We start from the raw sequence: 25,621 nt of genomic DNA on the forward strand, positions 1-25,621 counted from the left end.
CGAACGTCGGAAAGACCTGTCCAAGGCGCAAGCGTCTTCTACGCCAGGCTCGGACCATCCCCGGCGATCATTGAACGGGGATGAGGCACTCCGGGGCCGGAGTGCGGATTCTTTTCAAGGCGCCTACCCTGGCAACGCTCACCGCTTCCAGGCTGAAACACCACAAAACAGGAAAACTCCGTCTACCTTGTAGGATTCTGCGACACCCTCGCGGTTGGTGATCCGGGATGCGCCACGTATGATCCCAACCTGAACCCGCCGAATAGAAGCCTATGTCTCTGATAGTTCTATTACTTTTGCCCTTCATCGGCAGCTGTGTCGCGGCGCTGCTGCCGCACAACGCCCGTAACGCCGAATCGGTGCTGGCTGGCCTGGTGGCCCTGGTCGGTACTGTCCAGGTGGCGCTGCTGTATCCGCAGATCGTCGACGGTGGCGTGATCCGTGAGCATTATTCATGGCTGCCCAGCCTGGGCCTGGACTTCGTGCTGCGCCTGGACGGTTTCGCCTGGCTGTTTTCCCTGCTGGTACTGGGTATCGGCACGCTGGTTTCGCTGTATGCCCGCTATTACATGTCGCCGGATGATCCGGTGCCGCGCTTCTTCGCATTCCTGTTGGCGTTCATGGGCGCCATGCTCGGACTGGTGATCTCCGGCAACCTGATCCAGATCGTGTTTTTCTGGGAGTTGACCAGCCTGTTCTCGTTCCTGCTGATCGGCTACTGGCACCACCGCGCCGATGCCCGGCGCGGCGCCTACATGGCCTTGATGGTGACAGGGGCCGGCGGGCTGTGCCTGCTGGCGGGAGTGATGCTGCTCGGCCATGTGGTCGGCAGCTACGACCTGGACAAGGTCCTGGCCGCCGGCAATATCATCCGTGACCACGCTCTCTACCCCATTCTCTTGCCGCTGATCCTGATCGGCGCCCTGAGCAAAAGCGCTCAGTTTCCCTTCCATTTCTGGCTGCCCCACGCCATGGCCGCGCCCACGCCGGTATCGGCCTACCTGCACTCGGCGACCATGGTCAAGGCCGGGGTTTTCCTGCTGGCACGGTTGTGGCCGTCGTTGTCGGGCAGCGAAGAGTGGTTCTACATCGTCGGCGGCGCGGGGGCCTGCACCTTGCTGCTGGGCGCCTATTGCGCGATGTTCCAGAACGACCTCAAGGGACTGCTGGCCTATTCCACCATCAGCCACCTGGGGCTGATCACCCTGCTGCTGGGCCTGAACAGTCCGCTGGCCGCCGTGGCGGCGGTCTTCCATATCCTCAACCACGCCACCTTCAAGGCCTCGTTGTTCATGGCCGCCGGGATCATCGACCACGAAAGCGGCACCCGGGATATCCGTAAGCTCAGCGGCCTGGTCCGGCTGATTCCGTTCACCGCCACCCTGGCCATGGTGGCCAGCGCGGCAATGGCCGGGGTGCCATTGCTCAACGGCTTCCTGTCCAAGGAGATGTTCTTCGCCGAGACGGTGTTCATTTCCGCCACGGCCTGGATCGAACTGTCGCTGCCAATCATCGCCACCATTGCCGGTACCTTCAGCGTCGCCTATTCCTTGCGCTTTACCGTGGACGTGTTCTTCGGGCCCACCGCCACCGACCTGCCCCATACCCCCCACGAACCGCCGCGCTGGATGCGGGCGCCAGTGGAGCTGTTGGTATTCACCTGCCTGCTGGTGGGAATCTTCCCGGCCCAGGTGGTCGGTTCGCTGCTTGCCGCGGCCGCGTTGCCGGTGCTCGGTGGCCCGCTGCCCTCGTACAGCCTGGCGATCTGGCATGGCCTGAACGCGCCGATGATCATGAGCCTGGTGGCAATGTCCGGCGGCATCGTGCTGTACCTGCTGCTGCGCCAGCAACTCAAGCGCGGGCAGATCAAGCGACCGCCCCTCATCGGCCGGCTCAGCGGCAAGCGCTTGTTCGAACGCAGCCTGGTGCTGATGATGCGCCAGAGCCGTCGGCTGGAACGGAAAATCAGTACCCGGAGGCTGCAGGCGCAACTGTTCCTGCTGGTGCTGGTCGCGGTGTTGGCCGGACTGATTCCGATGTCGCACGGCACGCTGGTCTGGGGCGACCGGCCGAAGATTCCCGGCTCCATCGTCTTCGTCACCCTGTGGTTGCTGGCAATCGCCTGCGCCCTGGGCGCGGCCTGGCAAGCCAAGTACCACCGGCTCGCGGCCCTGACCATGGTCAGCGTCTGCGGCCTGATGACCTGCGTTACCTTTGTCTGGTTCTCGGCGCCCGACCTGGCCTTGACTCAACTGGTGGTCGAGGTGGTGACCACGGTGCTGATCCTGCTCGGCCTGCGTTGGCTGCCCCGGCGGATCGAGGACGCATCGCCCCTGCCCAACAGCGAACGACGCGCGCGGGTGCGCCGTTTGCGCGACCTGTTGCTGTCCATCGCGGTAGGCGGCGGCATGGCCTTGCTGTCCTATGCGATGCTGACGCGCCAGACCCCCAACGACATTTCCTCGTTCTACCTCAGCCGGGCCTTGCCTGAAGGTGGCGGCAGCAATGTGGTGAACGTGATGCTGGTGGATTTCCGCGGCTTCGATACCCTGGGCGAAATCACCGTACTGGTGGCGGTCGCCCTGGCCGTATTCGCGCTGCTACGGCGGTTCCGACCACCGAAGGAAAGCATGCAGTTGCCGGCGCAACAGCGCCTGCTGGCGCCGGACGTGGTCACCGACCTGGTCAACCCACGGCATGCCAGCGACACCGCGCTGGGCTTCATGATGGTGCCGTCGGTGCTGGTGCGCCTGCTGCTGCCGATTGCCCTGGTGGTGTCGTTCTACCTGTTCATGCGCGGCCACAACCAGCCGGGAGGTGGCTTCGTCGCCGGGTTGGTGATGTCGGTGGCGTTCATCCTGCAGTACATGGTGGCCGGCACCCAGTGGGTCGAGGCCCAGATGAGCCTGCGGCCATTGCGCTGGATGGGCACCGGGCTGCTGTTCGCCACGACCACCGGCCTTGGGGCGATGCTGGTCGGCTACCCCTTCCTGACCACCCACACCTGGCACTTCGAACTGCCGCTGCTGGGGGATATCCACCTGGCCAGTGCCCTGTTCTTCGACATCGGCGTGTATGCCGTGGTGGTCGGTTCGACCCTGTTGATTCTCACTGCCCTGGCCCACCAGTCGGTGCGGGCCCATAAACCGGGCCTGCAGCCCAAGCCCGTGGCACACACCGGAACAGGAGCCGCCTGATGGAAGAAGTCATCGCAATCGCAATCGGCGTATTGGCCGCCTCCGGAGTCTGGCTGGTATTGCGGCCCCGGACCTTCCAGGTGGTCATGGGGCTGTGCCTGCTCTCCTATGGCGTCAACCTGTTCATCTTCAGCATGGGCAGCCTGTTCATCGGCAAGGAGCCGATCATCAAGGACGGCGTGCCCCAGAACCTGTTGCACTACACCGACCCGTTGCCCCAGGCCCTGGTGCTGACCGCCATCGTGATCAGTTTCGCCATGACTGCGCTGTTCCTGGTGGTGTTGCTGGCTTCCCGGGGCCTGACCGGCACCGACCATGTGGACGGCCGGGAGCCCAGGGAATGATGTTGACGCCTCACCTGATCGCCGCCCCCATCCTGCTGCCGCTGCTGACCGCCGCATTGATGCTGATGCTGGGCGAGAAGCATCGCCCGCTCAAGGCCCGGATCAACCTGTTCTCCAGCCTCCTGGGCCTGGGTATCGCCGTGCTGTTGCTGGGCTGGACCCAGGACCAGGCCCTGCCCGCCTCCATCGGCGTGTACCTGCCGGGCAACTGGCAGGCGCCCTTCGGTATCGTGTTGGTGGTCGATCGGCTGTCGGCCCTGATGCTGGTGCTGACCGGCATCATCGGCGTATGCACCCTGCTGTTCGCCACGGCCCGCTGGCACGGCGCTGGCGCAAGCTTCCACGCGCTGTTCCAGATCCAGCTGATGGGCCTCTACGGCGCCTTCCTGACGGCGGACCTGTTCAACCTGTTCGTGTTCTTCGAAGTGCTGCTGGCCGCGTCCTACGGTTTGCTCCTGCACGGCTCGGGACGGGCACGGGTGTCGTCGGGGCTGCATTACATTTCCATCAACCTGCTGGCCTCCTCGCTGTTCCTGATCGGTGCGGCGCTGATCTATGGCGTCACCGGCACCCTGAACATGGCCGACCTGGCCCTGAAAGTACCGCTGGTACCGGAAGCCGATCGAGACCTGCTGCATGCCGGCGCGGCGATCCTGGCCGTGGCGTTCCTGGCCAAGGCCGGCATGTGGCCGCTTAACTTCTGGCTGGTGCCGGCCTACAGTGCCGCCAGCGCTCCGGTGGCGGCACTGTTCGCGATCATGACCAAGGTGGGCATCTACACCCTGCTTCGCCTGTGGACACTGCTGTTCTCCGGCCAGGCCGGTGCCTCGGCCTATTTCGGCGGCGACTGGCTGATCTACGCAGGCATGGCCACCATCGTTTGCGCGGCCATCGCCATCCTCGCGGCCCAGCGGCTGGAGCGCATGGCCAGCCTGAGCATCCTGGTATCGGCCGGCATCCTGCTGTCGGCCATCGGGTTCGCCCAGCCCAACCTGGTGGGCGCGGCGCTGTTCTACCTGGTGAGCTCGACCCTGGCGCTTTGTGCGCTGTTCCTGCTGGCCGAACTGATCGAACGCTCGCGTTCGGCCAACGAACTGCCCCTGGAAGACGAGTTCGATACGTTGCCTCGGCCGCTGGAATCCCTGCAACCGCCCAAGGGCACCAACCTCGATGACGAACAGAAGGCCGTGGTCGGGCAAGTGATACCCTGGACCCTGGCGTTCCTCGGTTTGAGTTTCATCGCGTGTACCTTGCTGGTGGTGGGCATGCCGCCGCTGTCGGGCTTCATCGGCAAGCTGGGCCTGTTGAACGCACTGCTCAATCCCCAGGGTCTTGGAACCAGTGGCGGCCCCATCTCGTATCAGGCATGGGGGCTGCTGGCCTTGCTGATCCTGTCCGGCCTGGCCTCGCTGGTCGCCTTCTCGCGCCTGGGGATCCAGCGCTTCTGGACGCCCAAGGAGCGGCCATCGCCGTTGCTGAGGCCGTTCGAATGCCTGCCGATCATCGTTCTGCTGGGCCTGGGAATCGGACTGACCTTCAAGGCCGAGGCTCTGTTGCGCTACACCCAGGAGGCTGCCCAGGCACTGAACAATCCGGAACATTATGTGATGTCGGTGCTTTCCACCCGCGCCATTCCCAGCCCCGACGCCAGCACGGCGTCACGGGAGGTGCAGCCATGAAACGCCTGTTTCCCGCACCCTGGCTGTCCCTGGCACTCTGGGGACTGTGGCTGGCGTTGAACCTGACGGTCAGCCCCGGCCATCTGCTGCTGGGGGCGGCGCTGGGCTTTCTCGCGCCGCTGATGATGCGTCCGCTGCGCCCGCGGCCCATTCGTATCCGACGCCCCGGCACGGTGCTTCGGCTGTTCCTGCTGGTGGGCCGCGACGTGCTGCTGTCCAACCTGGCAGTGGCCTGGAGCGTGCTGAACGCCGGACGGCGCCCACCTCGCTCGTGCTTCGTCAAGGTGCCGCTGGATCTGCATGACGCCAATGGCCTGGCCGCGCTGTCGATGATCACCACGGTCATCCCCGGGACAGTCTGGTCGGAACTGGCACTGGACCGCAGCATCCTGCTGATGCACGTGTTCGATCTGCAAGACGAAGCGTCGTTCATCGCCCACTTCAAGGCCACCTATGAGCGCCCCTTGATGGAGATTTTCCAATGAGCCCGTTCCTGTCCAACTCGATCCTGTTGAGTCTTTTCCTGTTCTCCCTGGCGATGGTGCTGACCCTGGTGCGACTGTTCAAGGGCCCATCGGCACAGGATCGGGTACTGGCCCTGGATTATCTCTACATCATTGCGATGCTGATGATGCTGGTGCTGGGCATTCGTTATGCCAGCGACACCTACTTCGAAGCGGCGTTGCTGATCGCCCTGTTCGGCTTTGTCGGTTCGTTCGCCCTGGCCAAGTTCCTGCTGCGTGGGGAGGTGATCGAATGAATGGCCAATTGTCGATGTGGGTCGAAGCCGCAGTGGCGATCCTGCTGGTGCTCAGCAGCCTGTTCGCCCTGGTCGGAGCCGTTGGCCTGGTGCGGCTCAAGGATTATTTCCAGCGCATGCATCCTCCGGCGCTGGCTTCGACCCTGGGCGCCTGGTGCGTGGCACTGGCCTCGATCCTGTATTTCTCGGCGCTCAAGTCCGGGCCGGTGCTGCATGCCTGGCTGATCCCGATCCTGCTGTCGATCACCGTACCGGTGACCACCCTGCTGCTGGCCCGGGCGGCGTTGTTCCGCAAGCGCATGGCCGGGGATGATGTGCCGGCGGAAGTGAGCAGCAGGCGGACAGGATCCGACAGTTAGCCGGTGACCCGACTCAGGCCCAGGCCACCGTCAACAACCCGGCCCCGAGCACGACGCACAAGGGCGAGTAGATCCAGGTGTCGAGCCTGGCGAACGTCGAATCCTTGACCTCCTTGAAGAAGCCCACCAGGTTCGACTCGCCAATGGCCCGGGCGAACATCAGCAAGGCGATCGCGCTGATCAGCCACTGGAGCGCCCGATGAGTGACCGGCGGCGCCAGCAGACCGACCCGCAGGCTTACCAGCAGCGCGATCAACAGCAGCCCCAGGGCGACCAGCAGCGTCAACCAGCCCGATGGATCGAACGCCGGGCGCAGCGCCTGTCCGTGCTGCACCGGCACCTGGGGCACCACCGCCAGGGCGGCCCAGCGTCCGCCCAGGGCCCAATACATATGGATCAAGCTGATGGCCGCGAAAACCGCGACCAGCGACCGAGCCAATAACAGCGTCATTCGCCAGTCTCCTGGAAAAGGTTGAACATTCATCCTAGCTCGAATTTGATATTTCGCTGGACCGGCGCAGATTGCCAGCTTCGCGCGAAACCCTCATTGCTCAGGATCAAGAGTTCAACCCGCCGCCAGGCGAATGCCTACAGCCCCGCCGCCACCTTGTCCGCCACGTCCTTGGGCAGCCAGGCCTGCCAGACCTGTGGATGGGCCTTGAGGAAAGCCTCGGCGGCTTCGCGCGGGGGCATGCGTTTTTCGCTCATGTCCGCCAGGGCCTTGTTCAACGGATCGATGGGCAGGTCGACCTTGCTGAAGAACTCGGCGATATCCGGATACTGTTTCTGGAACGGGGTCGATACGCCGATGGACAGTTTCGAGGCCAGGGAGCGGGTCGGCCTGGGATTGGGGTTGTCGGCATCGGTCAGGGTTTTCCAGGCCTCGGCATCGAATGGCGGCTCCTCCAGCTGCACCAGCTTGAACTTTCCAAGCAGGGGCGTGGGCGACCAGTAATAGAACAGGATCGGCTTGCCTCGGCGAATCGAGGACGTGATCTCCGCATCCAGCGCCGCACCGGAACCGCTGCGGAAGTTGACGAAACTGTCGGACAGGCCATAGGCCTTGAGCTTCTGTTTGTTGACCACCTCGGAAGTCCAGCCGATGGGGCTGTTGAGGAAACGCCCCTTGTCCGGACTCTCCGGATCCTTGAACACATGTTTGTATCGCGCCAGGTCGCTGACGCTGCGCAGGTCCGGCGCCAGGGGCTTGATACCCTTGGCCGGGTCGCCCTTGATGACGTACTCGGGTACCCACCAGCCTTCGGTCGCGCCTTTGACCGTATCGCCCAAGGCGACCACCTTGCCTTCGGCCTCGGCCTTGACCCACACCGGACTGCGTCCGGCCCATTCTTCCCCGATCACCTGGATGTCGTTGTTGGCCAGGGCGGTTTCCAGGGTAATGGTGGTGCCCGGCAATGTATCGGTTTTCAGGCCGTAGCCCTTCTCCACGATGATCCGCAGGATATCGGTGATCAGGCTGCCACTTTCCCAGTTCAAGTCGGCGAAGTGGATCGGCGCGGATGCGGCCGATGCCGGGAGTGGTGAAACCAACACTGCGAAGGTGGCCCAGGCAGCCAGCCACTGTCGAACTCGTTTCATGCATTGCACCTCATGCCAGACACAGCGATAGCTGAACGATCCTGCGTAACCGAACGCAAGCGTGTGAATAGTTCAGTCAACTGACTGTAGCCGAGGTTCCAGCGAGATCTTGTGAAAACTGTTACCGGCGTGGAAGTTGGGAACTTGCGCAGCCCCGCTTCCTACATTTTTTCACCGGCCTTGCATCTGTCATTCACTGGCCTTGAATGTCACGAGTTCACCCTTGCGCCACTTCGCGGCTTTGGCGGTGACGGCCTTCAGGGTCTTGGTCAAGCCTTCCTGCAATTGTTCGTGCGCCGCGAACACGGTGACCACGCTATGGCCTTCCTTGAACAGGATCGCCTCGCCCCCCGGCGTCGTTACAAACGCATAGTCGCCAAGTCCATAGACCGTGAGCTTGATCTCGCGAAACCTGATTTCAAACTTGCCGCCTTCACGGCTTGGCAACACCGCCGCGCGAAAATGATCACCGACCTTGAGCTCGAGCCTTTGCTTGTCATCGACCACCAGGGCCGATTCGGTATCGATTTCGGCGACATAGATACCTTCGGCGGTCTGCTCGGTGATGTAGACGAAACGCGACTGAAAGAGTTTGACCAGTTTTGCCCGAAGGTCACCCAGTACAAATAACGCATGCATGTCGAGATTACTTACTGCCAAGGAAACATCCCCATCTTTGAAAATGGTCCGTTCCACACAACGGACGGACCACAAGAACCCGTGCCGACTGTATCGTCGCAATGGACCTGTCACTGAAATTCGAAGTGAACGGCGTACCCTGTCCCAGGGCGAGAGAAGACTAAAGGATTGCCACTCTCGCCGCCTTTCCCAAGGAGCGTCAGGGGCTGAAGGAAATCTCCACTCTGCACATCGGAAAAGGTCGGACTACTAACTTTAGGGAAATTTCAGACTTAAAAAAGCATTTTTCTGACATCGAGCCTGAAAAAAATTGCTTTAGATAGGCACCACCGTCCATACGGTGCTGCCGATTCTAGAGCAGCCGTGGGCACGGAGACTACTTGAAATACCCGGCAATTCGTCGGTAAGCCATAGAAAAGGAATTCACATGGACGCCTTCACAACCCCGATCCAACCCGCCACGCCTCGCAACCTCGCCCCCCATGAGCCCCTCGGCGGGGCCGATGACCTCAAGGTTGGCCTGTTTCAACCGCGTTATCGGGTCGTCCTGGCCGGCAAGTGTTTTTTCCATATTGAAGAAACATCAACCGGACGTGTAAGAGGTTTCCGCGCTGATCATAACGAAGCCTGCTACCTGGCCAGGCACCTCGAACAGAGCGCTTGAACATCGGGACACAAGCGATAGAACTCCTGGCGCCCGCTTGCCTCAGATAAAGGAGTGCAACCCAGCGCCATCCCGGCGCACGCCCAAAGGAGAATCCCATGGAACAGCCCTCTCACGAACTTTCGACCCTGTTCGATCAACTGGGCCTGCCCTCGGACGGCAAAGCCATCGACGATTTCATCATGGCGCATCCGCTGGCGCCGGAGACCAAGCTGGTGGAAGCCGACTTCTGGTCGGATCAACAGAAAGACCTGCTCAGGGAGTGGTTGCTGGCCGATGGCGAAGAGGCCGTGCTGGTGGACCAACTGAACGTGCGCCTGCATGACGGCAAATAATCACGACGCCAACTGAATGAAGCGCCCCGTGGGAGCGAACGTGCTCCCACTTCTTTACTCCGCCCGGGCTCTGTACCAGAGTCCTGAAACGAAGGCCAGGCGCGGCTGCTTTCAACGCAGCATGAACGAGTATCAAGGCTTTCGTACAGCGCCTAGCGCGGCTTCTCGGGTTTATACCCCAGTCGCAGTCCACCCCAGTGACGCCCCTTGATCATGATCGGCACGGACAAGTCGTGCATCAGTTCGCCGGTATCACGGGTGTAGGTCTGCAACAGTACCGGCTGCTGGTGGCTGCCGCAGCGGATCCCGGTACGATCGGAAAACTTGCGTTTGGTGCGGTTGTTCAGCGTGTCCACCTGGGGATCCCCGGTCAGCGGCTGGCTGAAGACCTTGTTATGGGTCGGCACATAACCCTGTTGGGTGCAGGCGATTGCGAAGACCAGGCCCTCGTGCCGGGCCAGCAAGGGTTCCTGGATGGCCGGCAGGACCTGGTCGGTGTAACGGTCGAAACGGGTCTGGTACTTGGCCGGTTGGGTATTGGGGATGGGCTGGTAGCTACGGTCGAACAGGTCGTCCAGGCTGATCCGCCCCTGGTCGACATCCTCCTCGAACTGCGCGGCGATCTGGCGCGCCCCTTCCCGGGCCAGGTCATAGATGCGCTGGTGATAATCGTCCAGGCCAACCTCGGCCAGACGCTCGCTGATGGTCTCGGCCTGGCCTTCCATCTGCACGGCCGCCTCGGCCAGACGCTGGGTCTGCTGGTCGCTGACGGACAGGTCGCTGCGCATCTGCTCGATGGCATGGAACAGGCTGTCGAGCTGCTCGCGGTTGGTGTCGGTGCCTTGGGCGATGGCACTGACCTGATTCTCGACACCGGCGGCCAGCCGGGCGATGTTCTCCAAGTGCTGTCCGGTGTGCTCGACCTGCTGGACGCCGCTGTCCAGGTCACCGGCCAACTGGCGGATCTGCTCGACCACCTGGGCCGTGCGTTGCTGGATATCCGCCACCATGACCCCGACCTCGCCGGTCGCGGCGGCAGTGCGGCCAGCCAGGCCACGGACTTCGTCGGCGACCACCGCGAAGCCACGGCCATGCTCACCGGCCCGTGCCGCCTCGATGGCCGCATTCAGTGCCAGCAGGTTGGTCTGGCTGGCGATGGACTGGATCACCAGGGTAACCCGTTGGATTTCATCGCTGCGTACGCTCAAGGCCTCGATCAGCTCGCGACTGTCGTTCGCGCGCTGGCTGAGCTGGTGCATGCGGCTGATGGATTCCACCAGTTCGCTGCGCCCGGCCACGCTGCTGCGATGGGCCTCGCTGGCGGCTCCCAGGGCCTGCTGGCTGAGTTGCGAGGTGGCTTGTTCGGTGGCGATCATCGCTTCGGCATTGCTGACGATCTGTGCCGCGGCATCGAGTTGCGACTGGACTCTACCGGCCAGTTGCTTGACCGAATAGGCTACGCCCGCCGCCGACAAGGCGTTATGGCTGGTGGTATAGGACAGGTCGCGGGTCAGCCCGGCCAGGGCGTCGGCATCGGTGTCGGCCGCAGGCGTGGTGGCCAGCCGCGAACGCAGGCGCGGTAACCAGACAATCACCATTGCCAGGGGCAGGACCAGGTACAAGGACCACCCGCCCAGCGCCATGCCACACAGCAGTGCACTCAGGGCGAGGCTCTGCAGGGTCGGCATCAGCCAGCGCGCCGGGCCCTTGGTATCCGATACCGAGGCAGGCACAGCACCCGCCAGAGATCCGTCTGTCGCCATGTTCGTCACCCACACTTCTCATTGTTATGCCTGCATTAAACGCCACTACAGAGCCATTATCCATGGTCCATTAGTAGGGTTCTTGCAGCAGGTCAACGGAAAGGAGGATGAGAAAAAGCAAAAGATCGCCGCCGGGGGCCTCTACGGCCGTGGACGGCGATCTCTCGGAAGAAAAATCAGGCCTGACGCTGGTGCTTGTCGATCTGCTCGTGACGTTCCTGGGCTTCGATGCAGTATTTGGTGGTCGGGCTGATCAGCAGGCGCTTGAGGCCGATCGGCTCGCCGCTGTCATCACACCAGCCGAAGCTGTCGTCGTTGATACGGTCCAGGGCTTGCTCCAGCTGGGGCAGCATGCGCTGGTCACGGTCGATGGCGTTGACCAGCCAGGTACGCTCTTCTTCTACGGAAGCAGCGTCTGCGGGGTCAGCCGGGGAATCCAGACTTTCAATGGCGATTCGGTTCTGTTCGATGCGCTCGTGGGTTTCGACTTTCATGTTCTGCAACAGCTTGGTGAAGAAAGCCAGCTGCTCGGCATTCATGTAGTCATCCGCCGGCATGGCCAGCAACTTTTCCTTTGTCATTGATTTCTCTATAAAAAAACGTGCATTAAGGCGAATTATGGAGCGTCCCGCACTAAGCTGCCACGCTCATCGGGAAGGCGCCGTTTATTCCAAGCGCCACCCGGCACTCAATTTACGAGGGGCGGCAGTCTAAGGCCGAGTCGAAGCCTCAGCAACTGAAAACATAGGGAAAATATCCGACACCCCCTTTAAAAGCCGTCTGACAGGCGCCAGGCGGTTATCGGAATGCGTTTATAACAAGAAATTCGGTGCCGTGGCTGTATTGAGAAGACAAATGGCAACGCCACGCGGTCAGGCGTGGCGCTTTGTCGCAGGGACCGGGACGGAGGCGGGCCCGTTCCCTGGCCTCAGCGCTTGAGCTTGCGCTTGTTGCGGTACTGGTCGATGACCACCGCCACCACGATGATCACGCCCTTGATGATGTCCTGGATGTAGGCATCGACCCCCACGAAGGTGAAGCCGCTGGCCATGACACCGAGGATCAGCGCTCCGATCACCGTCCCGGTGATGCGCCCCACCCCACCCGCCAGGCTCGTGCCGCCAATGACCGCTGCGGCAATCGCATCCAGCTCGTAGGACATGCCCATGCCCGCCTGGCCGGTTGCGGCCCGTGCCGAGGCGACCACGCCGGCCAGCCCCGCCAGCAACCCGGCGATGCTGTAGACGATCACCAGGTGACGCTTGACGTTGATCCCCGAGGTCCGTGCCGCCTGCATGTTGCCACCGATGGCGTAGGTGTATTTGCCGTACTTGGTGTAGCGCAGGGCAATATGAAAGATCACCGCCACCACCAGGAAAATGATCACCGGCATGGCCCCGTGGCCGATGGCGGTGTAGGAATCCGACAGCATGCTCACCGGCTGGCCTTCCGTGTAGTAACGCGCCAGCCCACGGGCCGACACCATCATGCCGAGGGTGGCGATAAAAGGCGGGATGCCGGTGATGGCGATGATGCTGCCGTTGATCGCACCGGCCAGCAGGCCTACCCCCAACCCCGCCACTACGGGGATCCAGGCCGGCAGGTCAGTCAGGGAAGGAAACACCGCCCGGGCGAAATCCGAGGTCTGGGCCAGGCTCGCGGCGATCATCGCCGACAGCGCCAGCACTGAGCCGGACGATAGGTCGATACCGGTGGTGATGATGACCTGGGTCACCCCGATGGCCAAGAGGCCAATGATCGACACTTGCAGGATCATCAACACCAGGCGCTGGGAGTTCATCAGGAAACTCTGGTCGCGCATGATCCAGCCAAACAGTTCGAACACCAGGCCGATGCCGATCAGCACCAGGAAGATACTCAGCTCCGTTGGCAACCGCCGACGCGTCCTGGCCGGCGCCGCCGCGGGTTTGTTTTCCAGTATCGCGTTCATAGCCATTCACCTTTTTCATGACATGTCGACGGCATGGGGATCGCTGTCGAACCGTTTGATCGCAAGGGTTTGTACGAAAAGTCGCCGAGTGGCGATCAGGCAAGGCGAAAACAGGCGAGGAACGCGCTCGACTTGGCGAGCTGTCTATGATCATTTCGAGCGGACTCGCACGAGCCTGTTTTCAATGCAGCCTGATCGTTGCGCAGGCACTTTTTGTACAAAACCTAGTGGACCGCGGACAAACCCGAGGCCAGTTGCATGACCCGTTCCTGGGTCGCTTCGCTGCGGTCGAGGATGCCCATCTGGTCGCCCTCGTGCATGACCAGCACCCGGTCGCTCATGCCCAGCACCTCAGGCAGCTCCGAAGAAATCATGATCACCGCCATGCCCTCGCTGGCGAGGAAGGCAATCAGCCGGTAGATCTCGGCCTTGGCGCCGACGTCGATGCCCCGGGTCGGCTCATCGAGGATCAGGATGCGTGGGTTGGTCATCAGCCAGCGGGCCAGCAGCGCTTTCTGCTGGTTGCCGCCGGACAGGGTGTCGATGCACTGCTCCAGGGAAGGGGTCTTGACCCTGAGTTTCTTGCACATGTCTTCGCACAGGGCTCGCAGGGCCTTCTGCTGGATGAAGCCGTTGCCGACGTAATGGGGCAACACCGCCATTTCCATGTTTTCCAGTACCGACAGGCACGGGAACAGCCCACTGAGCTTGCGGTCCTCGGTCAACAGCGCAAAACCTTTCTCGATGGCCATGTGCGGGTCACTGATGCGCACCGGTTGGCCGTCGAGCAGAATCTGGCCGCCGGTCGCCGGGGTCACGCCAAAGATCGCCTCGGCCACATTGGTCCGCCCCGACCCCATCAACCCGGCGATCCCCAGGATCTCCCCGGCATGCAGGTCGAAGGACACCCCCTTGAAGACACCGTCCAGGCTCAGGTCGCGTGCCGCCAGGACCTGTTCGCCGATGGGCGTTTCCCGCTCCGGGAAAAGCTGGCTCAACTCACGCCCGACCATCATCGAAATCAGGCTGTCGCCATCCATGCTGTCGGCCCGTTGCAGGCCGATGTAGGCACCATCGCGGAACACCGCCACCTCGTCGGCGATGGCAAACACTTCGTTCATCTTGTGGGTGATGTAGATGATGCCTTTACCCTGGGACTTGAGGTCGGCAATGATGGAAAACAGATGGGCGACTTCCGTTTCGGTGATGGCCGAGGTCGGTTCATCCATGATGAGAATGTCGGAGTCGTAGGACACGGCCTTGGCGATTTCCACCATCTGCCGCTCGGCAATGCTGAGGTTGCCTACCTGTTCCTCGGGATCGAGGTTGATGCGCAGGCGCTCCAGCAACCTGGCGGTGCAGCGGTGCATTTCCCCGTGATCGATCATGTGCAGGCCGTTGAGCTGTTCGCGGCCGATCCAGATGTTTTCGGCGATGCTCATGTGGGGCATCAGGTTCAACTCCTGGTGGATCATCGCGATGCCGGCCTGCAACGCGGCCAGGGGCGTGTCGAACGCCACCGGCTTGCCTCGCAGGCGCAATTCACCGGCATCCGGCTGGTAGATGCCGGCGATGATCTTCATCAGGGTGGACTTGCCCGCGCCGTTTTCCCCCATCAGGGCCAGCACGGAACCGGGACGTACCCGCAATTGCACGTCGGACAGGGCCACCACGCCAGGGAACCCCTTGCTGACATTGACGACCTCCAACAGGTAGGGCTCGTCAGGTAGTGTGCCCGGCTGGACAGTCATTGCCGGGGCGCTCGAAGCAGTCGCTGAGGCGAACATGATCAGGTACTCCCTCGGCAAGATCGGCGTGGCGACCTTGCCTGCTGATTAGTGTGGTCGGACCGAGGCTGCGCTGGACGTCACTTGAACTGGGCGACGTTTTCCGGGGTGATCAGGCGATACGGCACCCACACCGCCGGCTCCACCGCTTGTTTCTTGACCATTTTCACGGCTGTATCGATGGAGCCATCCGCCTGGCCCTTGGCGTCCTGGAACACCGAGACCGCCATGTCGCCCTTCTTGATGGCGTTCAAGCCGTCCGGCGTGCCATCGACCCCGGCGATCAAAACGCTGCCTTTTTTCTGGCCGGCCTGTTTCAGGGCCATCGAGGCGCCAATGGCCATCTCATCGTTGTTGGCCACCACCGCCTGGAACTCGCGCCCCTGGGTCAGCCAGTCGTTGACCAGGGTCATGCCCTTGTCGCGCAACCAGGTCCCGGTCTGTTCCTGCTCGATCTTGATATCGGGGTATTTGGCCAGTACTTCCTTGACGCCCTTGGTGCGGTTGGTGGTGGAGTTGTTGGCCAGGTCTCCCAGCAGGATCACGATATTGCCCTTGCCGCCCATCTTTTGCGCCAGGTACTGCATCTGCATCCGCCCGGCTTCCAGGTCGTCGGAGGCGACGGTCACCACGCCCGCCGGCAATTTCAGGTCATCGGGCCGACGATTGACGTAGACCAGGGGAATGCCCGCGGCCACGGCGGCCTTGGTGATGCGCTGGGTCGCGGCGGTGTCCACCGGGTTGACGATGATGGCGTCGACCTTCTGGCTGATGAAGCTTTCCACCTGGCTCAGTTGCTTGACCACATCGCTGCGGGCGTCCTCGAATTGCAACGTGACGCCGTCCGGCATGGACTTGGCTTTCTTGTCCATGGATTCGCGCAGGTAGGTCAGCCAGGTGTCATCGAACTGCGACATGCTGACGCCGATCTTCAGGTCCGCCAGGGCAGCACCGCTGGCGAACATCAACGACAGGGCCAGCGAGGCGATACGGGTCTTGATCTTCATGAACGGTCTTTCTCCACATTCTTGTTGATTTTATGGATAAGGCGAGACGGCTTTCAGGAACGGGGCAGGCGCACGATGGGCGCCCCCGGCACGCAACACACCACGGCGCCTTGGCGCTGGATGCACAGGGATTCGAACAGAGGAAGAATTGCGGACAGGCGCAACGGACGGGGCAGGTGAAACGCAGAACGGTTGAAGGTTTTCATCGACGGTACCTGGCTGTGTTTCTTGTTTTTGTTGAGTTCGTCATCCGTTCAGGACAGTCAACGGATGGGAACAGGGTGTCGGTAACCTGGAAACGACTTTATTGGAAAATATTTTCCACATCAACTTATTTTAGAATTTTATTCGTCTTTTATTCCATGGCCGACAGGCGTGGGCAATACCTGCACTTCGCCCCCCTCGGCGCTCTGCCGGGCGGCGTCCAGGATAGAGGTCGTCGCCCAGGCGTCACGGGCCTGGACCGGCAGCGGGCCAGCGCCCTGCAAGGCGAGCTGCAGGCGTTGGTAGAACTCGATCCAGCAACCCCGCTCCGATGCCACGCGCTCGCGCTCGCCACCCTGTTCGAACCACCCCCAGCGTCGATGTTCCTCGGTACCCCAGCGTTCCCCCTCCGTCGCCGGGCTCAACCCGGCAAGCGCCAGGGCTTCCTGGCCGTCGAGGCCTTCGACGGTATAACTGCCCTCGCTGCCGCTGACCCGAAAGCGCGGCCGCGGTGCGTTTTGCAGGCAGTTGCCGCTCAGGTGGGAAACCACGCCGTTGGCATGGGTCAGGGACACAAAGAAGCCGTTGTCGAATACCTGGCCTGGCTGGCGGTAGTCCAGCTCGGCGTAGACCCTGGTCACCGGCCCGAACAATTGCAGCGCCTGGTCCACCAGATGGCTGCCCAGATCGCGCAGGAAACCACCACCGCTGCCTTTGCCAACCGATGTCGGTGAATAGCGCTCGACACTGGACTCGAAACGAATGACCTGCCCCAAGGCTCCGGACGCCAGCAGTTTGCGCAGGGTCAGGAAATCCGAATCCCAGCGACGGTTCTGGTACACACAGAGCGGCACATTGCACCGCTCGGCCGCCACCACCATTGCCTCGGCCTGCGCGGCGTCCCGGGCAAAAGGTTTGTCGCTGACCACCGCCACACCGAGTTCAATCGCCTCCATCACCACCGCCGGGCGGCCGTCCAAAGGCGTGGACACCACCACCGCGTCGATGCCCGCCGCCACCAGCTCGGCGAAGGTGTCAAAAGCCTGGACGTGTGGGTAATCACTCGCCAACTGCTGGCGTCGCTCGACGGACCGGGTCACCACGCCGACGAACGTAGCCCCCGGCAGGCTGCTGATCAGCGGCGCGTGAAAAAACCGCCCACCCTTGCCGTAGCCGACTAGTCCGATTCGCATGAAAGCTCCTTGTCTGGATATGACACTGTCCTCTGTGGGAGCGAGCTTGCTCGCCATGGCGTCGGATCAGCCAGTATTAATGTTGCCTGACCCACCGCTATCGCGAGCAAGCCCGTTCCCACAGGGGATTGGGGTTAACCGTAGAAGGGCGGACGCTCGGGCAAGCTGACCTTGACGATCTGCCCACTCTGCTGCGCCTCAATACAGGCATCCGCCGCCACCGCCGCCGCAAACCCATCCCAGGCCGACGGTCCACCCACCTGGCCGGCGCGCACGCCATCGATGAATGCCTGCAGCTCGACGTCATAGGCGGCGATGAAACGGTCCTTCCAGTCCATCAGGATGGCATTGGACAGTTTGGCCTCACTGCGCAGCTGGACCTGGGACGGTTCCGCAAGCCGGGCGATGCCGGTCTCCCCCACTACTTCGCACTGGATGTCGTAGCCGTACTGGCAATTGACGAACACCTCTACGTCGATGCGAGTGCCCCTGGCGGTCTCCAGCAGCACCACCTGCGGGTCACGCAAGTGAGCCAGGGCCTTGCTGGTCTTGCGTGGAAACACCACCTGCACCGAGACGTAGTCGTCGGCCAGCAACCAGCGCAGCACATCCAGCTCATGGATCAGGGTGTCGGTGATGGCCATGTCGGTCTTGTAATTCTCTCCCACCCTCGGGTTGCGGTGAGCGCAGTGCAGCATCAGCGGCTCGCCGATCTGTCCGCTGTCGATCACCGCCTTGAGCGCCCGGTACCCCTGGTCGTAAGGTCGCATGAAACCCACCTGCACCAGGCGCTTGCCATGGGCCACCTCGGCGTCGACGATCCTGCGGCAGCCTTCGGCCGTCACCGCCAGGGGTTTTTCGCAGAACACCGGCTTGCCGGCCGCGATGGCCGCCAGCACGAATTCCTCGTGGCTCGGTCCCCAGGAGGTGACCAGGATCGCCTCCACTTCCGGGGCCTTGATCAATGCATGTCCATCGGGGTACACCTCGGCGGTGAGGTTCAGGTCGGCCACGACCTTTGCCGCTTGGGAGAGGTTGATGTCAGTCACCGCCACCACCTGGCTGTTGAGCAAGGTCTGGCTGCAACGACGGATATGATCCTGGCCGATGGCCCCGGTGCCGATGACGCCCAGCTTCAAAGACATTTGCAACTCCTTGTGTTGTTTGGGTGGGGCAATCAGTACTGACGGGCCTGGGCCAGTCGTTCATTGAGGGTGCGGGCGACCTCATCGGTACGGGCGCTGGTGGAGACCTGCGCCACGCCGACACGCCACCATGACAAGTACTTGTGGATCATGGTCTTGGGCAGGACCTTGATGTCGATCAGGGTCGAGACGGTCTGCCGTCGCGCATCGGCCAGGGCCGTGTGCAGTTCCTCGAGGGTCTTGACCCTGTAGGTCTTGCAGCCATAGGCCGCCGCGCTCATGGCGAAATCCACCGGTACGAAGCCGCCGTCGAGCTTGCCGGTGTCCGGGTTGCGGAAGCGGAATTCAGTGCCGAAGCTGTCCATGCCATGTTCCATCTGCAGGTTGTTGATGCAGCCGAAGGTCATGTTGTCCAGCAGCACCACATTGATCTTGCGCCGCTCCTGGATCGAGGTCGCCAGCTCCGAATGCAACATCATGTAGGAGCCATCGCCCACCAGGGCATATACCTCTTTTCCAGGCTCGGCGAGCTTCACGCCCAACGCCGCATTCACCTCATACCCCATGCAGGAATACGCGTACTCGACGTGGTAGGTGTTCACGCCCTTGCTGCGCCAGCTGCGCTGCAAGTCGCCAGGCAGGCTGCCAGCGGCGGCCACGATGATGGCGTCGTCGTCCAGGGTTTCGTTGAGGGTACCCAGTACACGACTCTGGGTCAGGCAGGAGCCGGTGAGTTCGATGAATTCGCGCAACACCGCCGGGTCCGTGCGGTCGTTGATTTCCGGGACGAAATCCTCGGTTCGATAGTCGGCCTGGTAGACCCGGTCCACCTCGGCATCCAGTCGAGCCCTGGCTTCGGCGATGCGCCCGCCCCATTCGGCGCGATAGTCGCCCAGGGTGCACGACAAGGCCTCGAGTCCCGAACGGGCATCGGCCACCAGTTGCACGCCATCGAGCTTCAACGCGTCGCATGGGCTGATGTTGAGATTGAGGAACTGCACCTCCGGGTGCTGGAACAGCCATTTCGAGGCGGTGGTGAAATCGCTGTAGCGAGTACCGATACCGATGATCAGGTCCGCTTCCTTGGCCAGCAGGTTCGCCGCCAGGCAGCCGGTTTCGCCGATACCGCCCACGTTCAGACGATGGCTGGACACCACCGCGCTCTTGCCGGCCTGGGTCTCGGCGAAGGGGATCTCGAAGCGTTCGGCGAACCCCTGGAGGGCGGCGTTGGCGCCGGCATACTTCACGCCCCCGCCCGCGATGATCAGCGGCTTGCGCTTGCCCTTGAGCAATGCCAGGGCATCCCCCAGCATCGCCTCGGTGGCCGGCCGGCGGTCGATCCGATGCACGCGCTTTTGCAGGAAATAGTCAGGGTAGTCGTAGGCCTCGGCTTGTACGTCCTGGGGCAGCGCCAGGGTCACCGCGCCGGTCTCGGCAGGGTCGGTGAGCACGCGCATGGCGTGGATCGCGGCGGTCATCAATTGTTCGGGGCGATTGATCCGGTCCCAGTATTTGCTCACGGCCTTGAACGCATCGTTGGTGCTGATGCTCAGGTCGTGGAACTGCTCGATCTGTTGCAGGACCGGGTCCGGCTGGCGGCTGGCATAGACATCGCCGGGCAACAGCAGCAACGGGATACGGTTGGCGGTGGCCGTGGCGGCAGCGGTCAGCATGTTCGCCGCGCCGGGGCCGACCGATGAGGTGCAGGCATAGATTTTCCGACGCAGGTGCTGCTTGGCGAAGCCGATGGCGGCGTGGGCCATGCCCTGCTCGTTACGCCCCTGGTGCACCACCAGGTCGCCGCTGTCCTGCTCCAGCGCCTGGCCCAGGCCCAGCACGTTGCCGTGACCGAATATGGTAAAGACGCCGGCGATGAACTTGCTCTGGACGCCGTCGACCTCGACATACTGGTTATCGAGGAATTTCACCAGGGCCTGGGCCATGGTCAGTCGTGTTGTGGACATGCTTGCACCTTTTTCAAACGCAACTCGATCGAGCGTGGAAGCCGGCCTGCCCCGGGCAGGCGCCGTGCCAGCGACATCGATGCGATGCCGACGCCTGGACGGGCGAGCCCGCTCCCACATGAAAAGTTTCCCGACACGGCAGTCAGGCCTGGGAGTTCTGCAGGTGATTCATGCTCGCTCCCAGCGCCTGGCGCAGGTCGGCCAACTGATGGACGCTTTCGGCGAACGGTTCGAAGGACAGGTAGCCGTCATACCCGCCGGCCCGCAACGCTTCGATCTGCGCGGCATTGCCGAGGATATCGCCCTCGCCCACCAGCACCCGGTGACCGTCCCGGATCGTCGCCAGGGGCGCCAGGGCATCTTCGACGCCGGAGATGTGCACCAGGCCGGTCAACTCGGCAAAGCACTCCCGCTCCCCCGCCAGATGATGGTGAAAGGTGTCATGCACCAGGCGAAACACATCCTGGGTATCGGTGTCCGCGATCGCTTCCACCGCCGTGCGCTTGAGGCGCAGCGAGCACTCCTCGAACCCCAGGGGCTCGATATAGCCGTAGACACCGAAGGCCCGCAGGATCGGCGCCAGCTCACCGAGGGCGGTACGCAGCCCCGCCGAACGTTCGGCCTCGCTGCGCGGGTCGGCGCGATCGTTCAATGGACACATCACCAGCCCCTGGGCACCACATTCGCGGGCGTAGTCGGCCAGCCTCACGGCCTGGACACGGCGCTCTTCGTTCCACACATCGAAAGGGTAAAGGGCATTGATCGACAGCACCTTGATGCCCCGCGCCTCGCATAACTGGCGCACGCTGGCCGGTGCCATGCCGTTCTCGATCTCGACGCCCTGCAGATCGTTGCGGATTTCAATGGCATCGGTTTTCAAGGCCAGGGCCAGGTCGATGAACTCAGGCAGTGACAGGCGTGGCGCAACCATTCGGTTCAAGGCAAAACGCAGGGGCTTGTTCATTGTTATTCCTCCGGCATTCGTGCAAAACGGGCGATGGGACGTTCAGAGGTCCAGCAGCCAACTGTGCTGCGGGTCGTTATGGAACTGCCAGACCCGCTTCGGGCCGGCCATGACATTCAGGTAGTACGACTCGTACCCGTAGGGCACGCTGACCGGGTGGTACCCCTTGGGCACCACGACCAGGTCGCTGTTTTCCACGGCCATGGCCTGGTCGATGCTGCGATCGTCGGTATAGACCCGTTGGAACACGAAGCCCTGGGGCGGACTGATCTGGTGGTAATAGGTTTCTTCCAGGAAGCTCTGGTGCGGCAGGTCGTCGGTGTCGTGCTTGTGGGGCGGGTAGCTGGACGAATGGCCCGAAGGCGTGCGCACCTCCACCACCAGCAGCGAATGGGCTGGCTCGCTGTCCGGCAGGATGTCGCAGACATACCGGGTGTTGGCACCCTTGCCGCGAACGCTGCGCTTCATGCTGTCGGGCAGGATCAGGCGCGGGCCGTACTCGTTTCCGGCCGAACCCGGGGCGGCACATACCGCCAGTTGCACGTCGCTCAAGGCGGTCACCAGCGCCTGGCTGCCGGGGGGCAGGTAGGCGGCATAGGGCGACTTGTCCTCGAACACCGACTGGCGATCACCCAGGTTGTCCCAATCGAAAACGCCCTGCCCCGGCGCCTCGCCCTTCAGACCGATACGCCCGCTGAGCAGCACCAGGCACAGCTCCTTGTCGGCCGCGGCCACCGGCAGGGTTTCGCCGAGGCTCAGGCGACAGGCCGTGAAGCCGACGTATTCCAGCTCGCCCGGGGGCAACGCCACCACGGTCCGGCCGCTGGCTTGACTCTTGATCAACAGGCTCATGCCGGGATCCTCTCTTGCAGCAAGGCGCGCAGGGTGTCGTAGCCCTTCTTGGCATACACATAGCTCGGCGCCACGGCGGGATCCTGCTCGGCCTCCACCACCAGCCATCCCTGGTAGTCGGCGGCCAACAGGACGTCGAGCAACGCGGCGAAGTCGATGTCGCCATCCCCCGGCACGGTGAAGGTGCCGTTGATGATGCAGTCGGGAAAGCTCCACAGGTTGTTGCGCGCCAGCTGCACCACCGGCTTGCGCACATCCTTGAAATGCACGTGGCAGATCCGCTCGATGTGCTTGCGCAAGACTTGCAGCGGTTCGCCGCCGCCCATGTAGCAGTGTCCCGAGTCGAACAGCAGGCCGACTTCGCTACCGGTCAGAGCCATCAACTTGTCGATGTCCGAAGGCGACTCGACATAAGCGCCCATGTGATGGTGATAGGCCAGACGCACCCCCTGGGACAACGTGAAGCGGGCCAGTTCGGTCAGCTTGTCGGCATAGGCCTGCCAGGCCTCGTCGGTGTGAAAGCGCGGCCGCTCGATCAGGGGAATCCGCTGGCCTTGGATGGAGTCGGCGACTTCCCCGTAGACCAGCACCGTGGCGCCATTCTGCGCCAGCAACTCGACATGGCTGGCAATGGCGTCGATTTCCTCGGCTGCCGAGCGTCGGGCCAGACGACTGGAATACCAACCCGAGACCAGTGCCAGGTCATAGGGGCGCAGCACATCGCCCACACCCTTGGCGTCCTTGGGAAACTTGCCGTTGAGCTCGAAACCTTCATAGCCGATGGCCTTGCCCTCGCTCAGCGCGGTGCTCAACGGTGTCTCGCCGCCCAACGAGGGCAAGTCGTCGTTGCTCCAGGAAATCGGGTTGATGCCAATTCGAATCGCGGGCATGGCTGCACCTTTTATTGTTTTCAAACTGAATGCATGGGTGAACGCAACACTACTGTGGCAAGGGGGGTTATCCCCTCGCCACGGATGCTTGTTCCATCGGTCACGCCCGGGCCGCTCGCCACGCGTCGATCAGTTCCACGAACGTGCCCTGTACCTGCCTGATCAGCGTTTCGTCATCGATCTCCCCCGCCAGCCAGGCTCGGCTCGGTTCCTGGAAGATCGTGCGCCCCACGGCAAAACCCCGGCAGGTAGCGCTCTGGCTGGCCTGGCGAAAACCTTCGGCCAGGGCCGAGGCCGGAGCATTGAGGCCCAGCAGCACCACACCACGGCAGTACGGATCGCGCTGCTGGATCAACTCATCGAGTTGCTTCCACTGCTCTGCGGTCTGGGCTTCGATCTTCCACCAGGCCGGAAAGATCCCCAGGTTGTAGAGGCGCTTCAAGGCGCGATAGAGCACGTCCGGATGCGGCGATGGATGATCCTTGGGCGGGATGACTTCCAGCAGCAGTTCATGGCCACTGACCTGGGATGCCTTGTACAACCCCATCAACTGCGCCTCCTGCTCCAGGCGCAGCAGCGGCTCGTCATCGGGATGAAATTGCACCAGACACTTGATGATCTGCTCGCCTGGCCAGGCGATCAGGTTGCTGCCGATGGAGCGGCCATGCTCGAAAGCCAGCGGCCGCGAGCCTTGCACCTCCACCGGGCGCGCCACCCACCAGCCGCGTCCGGTGGCGGCATTGAGGGAATCCTGGCCGAAACGTTGATCGGCCAGCAACCCGACGTCCGCCTCGATGCCCTGGCGACGCAGATCGACTTCGACTCGCTCCACCGCCTGGATGAACAGTTGCTTGAGCGCGCCGATGCTGCTCAGGTCCCGGTCGCCTTTTTGAGCCAGTTCCACCAGTTGCCAACGGTGATCGAAGGCAAAGATGAACAGTTGTTTCCAGGCCCTGCGAGGCACACTGACCTGATGAAGCCGTTGCAATGCGACATCCTGGTCCGGCCGGGTGATGGGCACCGGGCTGTCGAACAGGTAATCGAGTTCGGCCCGGGTCGGCATCGCCGGGGCACAGGCATGGCGCGACACCACCAGGCCGCCACAGGCATTGGCCAACTGGCAGCAGCGCGCATCGTCGGCTTCCTCCAGCCAGCCGGCGAGAAAGCCCGACATGAAGGCATCGCCGGCCCCCAGGACATTCAGGACCTCCACCTTGACGCCCGGATAGATCGCACCGTCTTCAAGCCGGTCGGGGATGGCGCCGTGGATCACCGTGCAACCCTGCGGGCCGAGCTTGACCACCAGGGTCGCCGCCGTCAGCGAACGCACGGTGCGCAGCGCGGCCAGCAGATCCGTGCTGCCACCGGCGATCAGGAATTCCTCCTCGGTGCCGACGATCAGGTCAAAACGCGGAAGGATGCCTTGCACATGCCGGCTGACGGTCTGATCGGCCACGAAACGGGTCTCGCCATCGGCCTTGCCGGCCAAGCCCCAGAGCACCGGGCGATAATCGATGTCCAGGATCCGCCTGACGTTGTGCTTCTGGGCATGGTCCAGCGCCTGGATACTGGCCTTGTAGACGCTGTCGGTGGAGAAATGAGTGCCGGTGATCAACAGGGCCTTGCTGGAGGCGATAAAGGCCTCGTCTATGTCTTCGGCGCGCAACGCCATGTCGGCGCAGTTTTCCCGGTAGAACACCAGGGGGAAGGTTTCCCGGTCCTTGATACCCAGCAGCACCAGGGCGGTCAGGCGTTGCGGATCGACCTTGATGCCGCTGACATCGCAGCCCTCACGGGCCAGGGACTCCACCAGGAAGCGTCCCATGTGGTCGTCCCCTACCCGGCTCAGCATGGCGGACCTGAGCCCGAGCCGAGCGGTGCCGAAAGCGATGTTGGCCGATGAGCCACCCAGGTATTTGGCGAAGCTTGTGACATCTTCCAGCCGCGCCCCGACTTGTTGCGCATACAGGTCGACACCCAGGCGTCCCAGGCAGATCACATCCAATTGACGCCCACTGGCAAAACGAGTCTGGCCCATGCTGGCTCCTGTTATTTTTATCAGCCTGCGTTCGCCGCCGGAGCGGTGCCAACGCGTTGGTGGATGCAGACTAAAACGAGCCACGGGCAAATATCAATAATTATTCTATAAATTTTTTACGTGGAATATTTTTTCCAATACCCTGTGCTCGGAACCGCGACAGGCGCAGTGCATCGTTTCAGCAGGTCACGTCGCCTGCCGCGCTCATTATTTTCCTTGCGCCTACGCTGTAGACTGCGATCAGCCAACCTGTTGTCGAGGGCCGGGACGTTATCGGACCGCCCTAT

General features: G+C 62.6%; 24 protein-coding genes. 8 read left to right on the plus strand and 16 right to left on the minus strand.

From position 1 onward, the window contains the following. Positions 1-272: 272 nt before the first annotated feature. Genes BLP99_RS17820 through BLP99_RS17845 form a run of 6 tightly spaced genes read left to right on the plus strand, consistent with a single transcriptional unit; the run spans position 273 to position 6,339 of the window. Positions 273-3,197 carry a monovalent cation/H+ antiporter subunit A gene (locus BLP99_RS17820; protein ID WP_072396203.1) on the plus strand — a complete coding sequence of 975 codons (2,925 nt, stop codon included), beginning with the start codon at positions 273-275 and terminating at the stop codon, positions 3,195-3,197. Next, positions 3,197-3,541, plus strand: a complete 345-nt coding sequence (locus BLP99_RS17825; protein WP_030141296.1) for a Na+/H+ antiporter subunit C — start codon at positions 3,197-3,199, stop codon at positions 3,539-3,541. The genes BLP99_RS17820 and BLP99_RS17825 overlap by 1 nt, the downstream gene beginning before the upstream one ends. Then, positions 3,538-5,220: a monovalent cation/H+ antiporter subunit D gene (locus tag BLP99_RS17830; protein WP_092181252.1), complete on the plus strand. Its 1,683-nt coding sequence runs from the start codon at positions 3,538-3,540 to the stop codon at positions 5,218-5,220. Before BLP99_RS17825 ends, BLP99_RS17830 begins: the two co-directional genes overlap by 4 nt. Then, a complete protein-coding gene (locus BLP99_RS17835; protein ID WP_072431461.1) occupies positions 5,217-5,705 on the plus strand; it encodes a Na+/H+ antiporter subunit E in 489 nt (162 codons plus the stop codon). The genes BLP99_RS17830 and BLP99_RS17835 overlap by 4 nt, the downstream gene beginning before the upstream one ends. Beyond that, positions 5,702-5,980 carry a K+/H+ antiporter subunit F gene (locus tag BLP99_RS17840; RefSeq protein ID WP_072396188.1) on the plus strand — a complete coding sequence of 93 codons (279 nt, stop codon included), beginning with the start codon at positions 5,702-5,704 and terminating at the stop codon, positions 5,978-5,980. The genes BLP99_RS17835 and BLP99_RS17840 overlap by 4 nt, the downstream gene beginning before the upstream one ends. Further along, positions 5,977-6,339, plus strand: a complete 363-nt coding sequence (locus BLP99_RS17845) for a Na+/H+ antiporter subunit G (protein ID WP_072396186.1) — start codon at positions 5,977-5,979, stop codon at positions 6,337-6,339. The genes BLP99_RS17840 and BLP99_RS17845 overlap by 4 nt, the downstream gene beginning before the upstream one ends. A 13-nt stretch (positions 6,340-6,352) precedes the next feature. On the opposite strand, the gene BLP99_RS17850 is transcribed toward BLP99_RS17845, so the two are convergent. The 3 genes from BLP99_RS17850 to BLP99_RS17860 form a co-directional block, all read right to left on the minus strand. Continuing rightward, positions 6,353-6,790, minus strand: a complete 438-nt coding sequence (locus BLP99_RS17850; RefSeq protein WP_072396184.1) for a DUF3995 domain-containing protein — start codon at positions 6,788-6,790, stop codon at positions 6,353-6,355. A 137-nt stretch (positions 6,791-6,927) separates the two neighbouring features. Beyond that, positions 6,928-7,938, minus strand: a complete 1,011-nt coding sequence (locus BLP99_RS17855; protein WP_072459013.1) for an ABC transporter substrate-binding protein — start codon at positions 7,936-7,938, stop codon at positions 6,928-6,930. Between the two features lie 189 nt (positions 7,939-8,127). Then, positions 8,128-8,577 carry a hypothetical protein gene (locus tag BLP99_RS17860; RefSeq protein WP_072396180.1) on the minus strand — a complete coding sequence of 150 codons (450 nt, stop codon included), beginning with the start codon at positions 8,575-8,577 and terminating at the stop codon, positions 8,128-8,130. Between the two features lie 427 nt (positions 8,578-9,004). Between BLP99_RS17860 and BLP99_RS17865 the strand changes: the two genes are divergently transcribed. Further along, positions 9,005-9,241 (plus strand): hypothetical protein, encoded by a 237-nt coding sequence (locus BLP99_RS17865; protein WP_072396178.1) that lies wholly within the window; start codon positions 9,005-9,007, stop codon positions 9,239-9,241. A gap of 98 nt (positions 9,242-9,339) precedes the next feature. After that, the gene (locus BLP99_RS17870) at positions 9,340-9,576 is read left to right on the plus strand and encodes a DUF2789 family protein (protein ID WP_072396176.1); all 237 of its coding nucleotides are present in this window, start codon (positions 9,340-9,342) and stop codon (positions 9,574-9,576) included. A gap of 152 nt (positions 9,577-9,728) precedes the next feature. Here BLP99_RS17870 and BLP99_RS17875 read toward each other — a convergent pair whose 3' ends face one another. The 13 genes from BLP99_RS17875 to BLP99_RS17930 all read right to left on the minus strand — a co-directional run bounded on the left by BLP99_RS17875 (position 9,729) and on the right by BLP99_RS17930 (position 25,334). Beyond that, the gene (locus BLP99_RS17875) at positions 9,729-11,339 is read right to left on the minus strand and encodes a methyl-accepting chemotaxis protein (RefSeq protein WP_072396174.1); all 1,611 of its coding nucleotides are present in this window, start codon (positions 11,337-11,339) and stop codon (positions 9,729-9,731) included. 176 nt (positions 11,340-11,515) lie between these two features. Further along, positions 11,516-11,920 carry a TraR/DksA family transcriptional regulator gene (locus BLP99_RS17880; RefSeq protein ID WP_072396172.1) on the minus strand — a complete coding sequence of 135 codons (405 nt, stop codon included), beginning with the start codon at positions 11,918-11,920 and terminating at the stop codon, positions 11,516-11,518. Between the two features lie 347 nt (positions 11,921-12,267). Then, the gene (locus tag BLP99_RS17885) at positions 12,268-13,290 is read right to left on the minus strand and encodes an ABC transporter permease (protein ID WP_072396170.1); all 1,023 of its coding nucleotides are present in this window, start codon (positions 13,288-13,290) and stop codon (positions 12,268-12,270) included. Positions 13,291-13,514: 224 nt separating this feature from the next. After that, positions 13,515-15,077: a sugar ABC transporter ATP-binding protein gene (locus tag BLP99_RS17890; protein ID WP_072459014.1), complete on the minus strand. Its 1,563-nt coding sequence runs from the start codon at positions 15,075-15,077 to the stop codon at positions 13,515-13,517. Positions 15,078-15,157: 80 nt separating this feature from the next. Beyond that, positions 15,158-16,084, minus strand: coding sequence for a sugar ABC transporter substrate-binding protein (locus BLP99_RS17895; protein WP_072396167.1), 927 nt, complete (start codon positions 16,082-16,084; stop codon positions 15,158-15,160). 53 nt (positions 16,085-16,137) lie between these two features. Continuing rightward, entirely contained in the window at positions 16,138-16,290 is a 153-nt protein-coding gene (locus BLP99_RS26435; RefSeq protein WP_165887479.1) for a hypothetical protein, read from the minus strand. Positions 16,291-16,428: 138 nt separating this feature from the next. Beyond that, entirely contained in the window at positions 16,429-17,481 is a 1,053-nt protein-coding gene (locus BLP99_RS17900) for a Gfo/Idh/MocA family protein (protein WP_092181255.1), read from the minus strand. 134 nt (positions 17,482-17,615) lie between these two features. Beyond that, positions 17,616-18,626, minus strand: a complete 1,011-nt coding sequence (locus BLP99_RS17905; RefSeq protein WP_092181258.1) for a bifunctional inositol 2-dehydrogenase/D-chiro-inositol 1-dehydrogenase — start codon at positions 18,624-18,626, stop codon at positions 17,616-17,618. 32 nt (positions 18,627-18,658) lie between these two features. Next, positions 18,659-20,590, minus strand: a complete 1,932-nt coding sequence (gene iolD, locus BLP99_RS17910; RefSeq protein WP_092181261.1) for a 3D-(3,5/4)-trihydroxycyclohexane-1,2-dione acylhydrolase (decyclizing) — start codon at positions 20,588-20,590, stop codon at positions 18,659-18,661. 142 nt (positions 20,591-20,732) lie between these two features. Further along, a complete protein-coding gene (locus BLP99_RS17915; RefSeq protein ID WP_072396150.1) occupies positions 20,733-21,554 on the minus strand; it encodes a TIM barrel protein in 822 nt (273 codons plus the stop codon). Positions 21,555-21,596: 42 nt separating this feature from the next. Then, entirely contained in the window at positions 21,597-22,406 is an 810-nt protein-coding gene (gene iolB / locus BLP99_RS17920; protein WP_072396148.1) for a 5-deoxy-glucuronate isomerase, read from the minus strand. Beyond that, positions 22,403-23,296 carry a myo-inosose-2 dehydratase gene (iolE, locus tag BLP99_RS17925; RefSeq protein WP_072396146.1) on the minus strand — a complete coding sequence of 298 codons (894 nt, stop codon included), beginning with the start codon at positions 23,294-23,296 and terminating at the stop codon, positions 22,403-22,405. The genes iolB and iolE overlap by 4 nt, the downstream gene beginning before the upstream one ends. Positions 23,297-23,396: 100 nt before the next feature. Then, on the minus strand, positions 23,397-25,334 hold the full coding sequence (locus BLP99_RS17930) for a bifunctional 5-dehydro-2-deoxygluconokinase/5-dehydro-2-deoxyphosphogluconate aldolase (protein WP_072396144.1): 1,938 nt from the start codon (positions 25,332-25,334) through the stop codon (positions 23,397-23,399). Between the last annotated feature and the right edge of the window lie 287 nt (positions 25,335-25,621).

Source organism: Pseudomonas sp. NFACC32-1 (genome assembly GCF_900101215.1).
In the GTDB taxonomy this organism is placed as follows: domain Bacteria; phylum Pseudomonadota; class Gammaproteobacteria; order Pseudomonadales; family Pseudomonadaceae; genus Aquipseudomonas.